General features: G+C 52.2%; 2 tRNA genes and 3 rRNA genes. All 5 read right to left on the minus strand.

The features are described from left to right. Nucleotides 1–53: 53 nt before the first annotated feature. The 5 genes from rrf to AC3A6Y_RS34835 all read right to left on the minus strand — a co-directional run bounded on the left by rrf (nt 54) and on the right by AC3A6Y_RS34835 (nt 5,264). Nucleotides 54–166, minus strand: a 5S ribosomal RNA gene (gene rrf / locus AC3A6Y_RS34815). A 119-nt stretch (nt 167–285) separates the two neighbouring features. Continuing rightward, nucleotides 286–3,156, minus strand: a 23S ribosomal RNA gene (locus AC3A6Y_RS34820). 319 nt (nt 3,157–3,475) lie between these two features. Beyond that, nucleotides 3,476–3,551: transfer RNA gene (locus AC3A6Y_RS34825), tRNA-Ala, on the minus strand. Between the two features lie 28 nt (nt 3,552–3,579). Beyond that, a tRNA-Ile gene (locus AC3A6Y_RS34830) sits at nt 3,580–3,656 on the minus strand. Nucleotides 3,657–3,729: 73 nt separating this feature from the next. Then, a 16S ribosomal RNA gene (locus AC3A6Y_RS34835) occupies nt 3,730–5,264 on the minus strand. The 16S, 23S and 5S rRNA genes sit together here with 2 tRNA genes alongside, the layout of an rRNA operon. Nucleotides 5,265–5,673 lie beyond the last annotated feature (409 nt).

The raw sequence follows: 5,673 nt of genomic DNA on the forward strand, positions 1-5,673 counted from the left end.
CAAAAAAGCAAAAAGCCCAACCATGACTGGTTGGGCTTTTTGGGGCTGTAAGAGCCTGACGATGACCTACTTTCACACGGGAACCCGCACTATCATCGGCGCTGAGGCGTTTCACTGTCCTGTTCGGGATGGGAAGGAGTGGGACCACCTCGCTATGGTCATCAGGCATAAAGGGTTGCTGAGCTGGGGTTGAGTCAGCACAGCGAATTCATAGAGTTGGGAATCAGCTTTTGGTTTTGACTGCGTCACTTGGCATAACACCTTGATCTGGGAGATCAAAGTTATAGGGTCAAGCCGCACGAGCAATTAGTATCGGTTAGCTTAACGCATTACTGCGCTTCCACACCCGACCTATCAACGTCCTGGTCTAGAACGACTCTTCAGGGGGCTCGAGGCCCCGGCAGATCTCATCTTGAAACGAGTTTCCCGCTTAGATGCTTTCAGCGGTTATCTCTTCCACACTTAGCTACTCGGCAATGCCACTGGCGTGACAACCGATACACCAGAGGTGTGTCCACTCCGGTCCTCTCGTACTAGGAGCAGGCTTCCTCAAATCTGCAGCGCCCACGGAAGATAGGGACCAAACTGTCTCACGACGTTTTAAACCCAGCTCACGTACCTCTTTAAATGGCGAACAGCCATACCCTTGGGACCGGCTACAGCCCCAGGATGAGATGAGCCGACATCGAGGTGCCAAACACCGCCGTCGATATGAACTCTTGGGCGGTATCAGCCTGTTATCCCCAGAGTACCTTTTATCCGTTGAGCGATGGCCCTTCCATACAGAACCACCGGATCACTATGTCCTGCTTTCGCATCTGCTCGACTTGTCAGTCTCGCAGTTAAGCACGCTTATGCCATTGCACTATCGTCACGATGTCCGACCGTAACTAGCGTACCTTCGAACTCCTCCGTTACGCTTTGGGAGGAGACCGCCCCAGTCAAACTGCCTACCATGCACTGTCCCCGATCCAGATAATGGACCTAGGTTAGAACCTCAAACACACCAGGGTGGTATTTCAACGTTGGCTCCATGCGATCTAGCGACCGCACTTCAAAGCCTCCCACCTATCCTACACAGATCTGTTCAAAGTCCAATACAAAGCTACAGTAAAGGTTCATGGGGTCTTTCCGTCTTTCCGCGGGGAGATTGCATCATCACAAACATTTCAACTTCGCTGAGTCTCAGGAGGAGACAGTGTGGCCATCGTTACGCCATTCGTGCAGGTCGGAACTTACCCGACAAGGAATTTCGCTACCTTAGGACCGTTATAGTTACGGCCGCCGTTTACTGGGACTTCAATCAAGAGCTTGCACCCCATCATTTAATCTTCCAGCACCGGGCAGGCGTCACACCCTATACGTCCACTTTCGTGTTTGCAGAGTGCTGTGTTTTTAATAAACAGTCGCAGCCACCGATTTTTTGCAACCCGTTCATGCTCCGTTGTTCACTTCACACTAATAGGGCACACCTTCTTCCGAAGTTACGGTGTCAATTTGCCGAGTTCCTTCTCCTGAGTTCTCTCAAGCGCCTTAGAATACTCATCTCGCGCACCAGTGTCGGTTTGCGGTACGGTCGTGTGCAGCTGAAGCTTAGTGGCTTTTCCTGGAACCTCGTTCAGTCACTTCACCAGCAAGCTGGCTCGATCGTTGGCCTCGGTATATGTGCGCCGGATTTGCCTAACGCACGCCTACTTCCAACTAAACCGGGATATCCAACACCCGGATGACCTATTAAGATCCGTCCCCACATCGCACTACACATCGGTACAGGAATATTGACCTGTTTCCCATCAGCTACGCATCTCTGCCTCGCCTTAGGGGCCGACTCACTCTACGCCGATGAACGTTGCGTAGAAAACCTTGCGCTTACGGCGAGGGGGCTTTTCACCCCCTTTAACGCTACTCATGTCAGCATTCGCACTTCTGATACCTCCAGCACGCTTTACAACGCACCTTCACAGGCTTACAGAACGCTCTCCTACCACGCACAGTAAACTGTGCATCCGCAGCTTCGGTAACTGGCTTAGCCCCGTTACATCTTCCGCGCAGGACGACTCGATCAGTGAGCTATTACGCTTTCTTTAAATGATGGCTGCTTCTAAGCCAACATCCTGACTGTTTTAGCCTTCCCACTTCGTTTCCCACTTAGCCAATTTTAGGGACCTTAGCTGGCGGTCTGGGTTGTTTCCCTCTTGAGTCCGGACGTTAGCACCCGGTGCTCTGTCTCCCAAGCTGTACTCTTCGGTATTCGGAGTTTGCCTTGGTTTGGTAAGTCGCCATGACCCCCTAGCCAAAACAGTGCTCTACCCCCGAAGGTAATACTTGAGGCACTACCTAAATAGTTTTCGGAGAGAACCAGCTATTTCCAAGTTTGTTTAGCCTTTCACCCCTATCCACAGCTCATCCGCTAGTTTTGCAACACTAGTCGGTTCGGACCTCCAGTACCTGTTACGGCACCTTCATCCTGGCCATGGATAGATCACTTGGTTTCGGGTCTACACCCAGCGACTGGACGCCCTATTCGGACTCGATTTCTCTACGGCTTCCCTATTCGGTTAACCTTGCCACTGAATGTAAGTCGCTGACCCATTATACAAAAGGTACGCCGTCACCCTTGCGGGCTCCGACTTTTTGTAAGCATGCGGTTTCAGGATCTATTTCACTCCCCTCCCGGGGTTCTTTTCGCCTTTCCCTCACGGTACTAGTTCACTATCGGTCGATGATGAGTATTTAGCCTTGGAGGATGGTCCCCCCATCTTCAGACAGGATTTCTCGTGTCCCGCCCTACTTTTCGTCAGCTCAGTACCACACAAGTCTTTTCACGTACGGGGCTGTCACCCACTATGGCCGGCCTTTCCAAGCCGTTCCGTTAAGTCTTGTGCTATCACTAACAGGCTCTTCCGATTTCGCTCGCCACTACTTTCGGAATCTCGGTTGATGTCTTTTCCTCGAGCTACTGAGATGTTTCAGTTCACCCGGTTCGCCTCGTTACCCTATGTATTCAGATAACGATACCTTTCGGTGGGTTTCCCCATTCGGAAATCTCCGGATCAAAGCTAATTTGCCAGCTCCCCGAAGCTTATCGCAGGCTATCACGTCCTTCGTCGCCTATCATCGCCAAGGCATCCACCACATGCTCTTATTCACTTGACCCTATAACTTTGACGTTTCTTCACAGAAACCAAAGCCCATCAAGGAATATGTCAGGTCTTTCACCTGACGCGTTATGCCGCCTTCACAGCTCGAATTGCTTCGAAGTGAAGTTCATTTGACGCAATCAAAAATTCTTGTCGCTGATGGCACGGCCTGCACTAAACCTTTACGAATGTGCAGTTTCCATCAGCAACGCTGATTCGACTCTATGAATTTTTAAAGAACAGCCGATTGACCGAACAATCTCGATCAACAACAAAGAAGCCTCGCGCTCTCGCACAAGGCCGCTTTGGTGTTGAATGGATGCCTACCAGGGCGTTGGTGGAGGATGACGGGATCGAACCGACGACCCCCTGCTTGCAAAGCAGGTGCTCTCCCAGCTGAGCTAATCCCCCGATGTCCTCTCGCTTGGATATCAGAAGATGGTGGGTCTAGTTGGGCTCGAACCAACGACCCCCGCCTTATCAAGACGGTGCTCTAACCAGCTGAGCTACAGACCCATGGCCGAAACGCTTCGACCTCTTCCAACAACCGATAAGTGTGGGCGTTCAATTTGAACGGCATTGTTTCCAGAAAGGAGGTGATCCAGCCGCACCTTCCGATACGGCTACCTTGTTACGACTTCACCCCAGTCACGAACCCTGCCGTGGTAATCGCCCTCCTTGCGGTTAGGCTAACTACTTCTGGCAGAACCCGCTCCCATGGTGTGACGGGCGGTGTGTACAAGACCCGGGAACGTATTCACCGTGACATTCTGATCCACGATTACTAGCGATTCCGACTTCACGCAGTCGAGTTGCAGACTGCGATCCGGACTACGACTGGTTTTATGGGATTAGCTCCCCCTCGCGGGTTGGCAACCCTTTGTACCAGCCATTGTATGACGTGTGTAGCCCCACCTATAAGGGCCATGAGGACTTGACGTCATCCCCACCTTCCTCCGGTTTGTCACCGGCAGTCTCATTAGAGTGCCCAACTAAATGTAGCAACTAATGACAAGGGTTGCGCTCGTTGCGGGACTTAACCCAACATCTCACGACACGAGCTGACGACAGCCATGCAGCACCTGTGTTACGGTTCTCTTTCGAGCACTAAGCCATCTCTGGCAAATTCCGTACATGTCAAAGGTGGGTAAGGTTTTTCGCGTTGCATCGAATTAAACCACATCATCCACCGCTTGTGCGGGTCCCCGTCAATTCCTTTGAGTTTCAACCTTGCGGCCGTACTCCCCAGGCGGTCAACTTCACGCGTTAGCTTCGTTACTGAGTCAGTGAAGACCCAACAACCAGTTGACATCGTTTAGGGCGTGGACTACCAGGGTATCTAATCCTGTTTGCTCCCCACGCTTTCGTGCATGAGCGTCAGTGCAGGCCCAGGGGATTGCCTTCGCCATCGGTGTTCCTCCGCATATCTACGCATTTCACTGCTACACGCGGAATTCCATCCCCCTCTGCCGCACTCCAGCAATGCAGTCACAGATGCAGTTCCCAGGTTGAGCCCGGGGATTTCACAACTGTCTTACATCACCGCCTGCGCACGCTTTACGCCCAGTAATTCCGATTAACGCTTGCACCCTACGTATTACCGCGGCTGCTGGCACGTAGTTAGCCGGTGCTTATTCTTACGGTACCGTCATGAGCCCCCTTTATTAGAGAGAGCCTTTTCGTTCCGTACAAAAGCAGTTTACAACCCGAAGGCCTTCATCCTGCACGCGGCATGGCTGGATCAGGCTTGCGCCCATTGTCCAAAATTCCCCACTGCTGCCTCCCGTAGGAGTCTGGGCCGTGTCTCAGTCCCAGTGTGGCTGGTCGTCCTCTCAGACCAGCTACAGATCGCAGGCTTGGTGAGCCTTTACCTCACCAACTACCTAATCTGCCATCGGCCGCTCCAATCGCGCAAGGCCTTGCGGTCCCCTGCTTTCATCCGTAGATCTCATGCGGTATTAGCACAGCTTTCGCTGCGTTATCCCCCACGATTGGGCACGTTCCGATGTATTACTCACCCGTTCGCCACTCGCCACCAGGATTGCTCCCGTGCTGCCGTTCGACTTGCATGTGTAAGGCATGCCGCCAGCGTTCAATCTGAGCCAGGATCAAACTCTATAGTTCGATCTTGAATTTAACGTCTCTCGCGAGACAAACTCATAAAAACGGAATTGAAGTGAACTTCACTTCTATTCTCATGAGCATTTAAAGCCTAAAGGCTTCGTTCCGAAGAACTTGGCCATTCGCCTCAAACGCCCACGCTTATCGGCTGTATGTTTTTAACGATCCCCGCAAGCCCGACACATCCCTGCGCCTTTCTTGCTCACCTCGCTGCGATCAGCGAAGCCTTAGATTATTACACGGTTTTTGAAGAACCACCAAACTTTTTTGAAGCTTCTTTAAGAAGCCAGCCAATCACTCGATCAACCCAGCCCCCACCAAAACCCCTCACCCCATCCACCACCGCAGCCACCAAAACCCCTGAGAGCTTCAACTGCCTGCCGTCTTGTGCGGAGCCCTCGATTATGACACG

Source organism: Variovorax sp. Soil_C_17 (assembly GCF_057657265.1).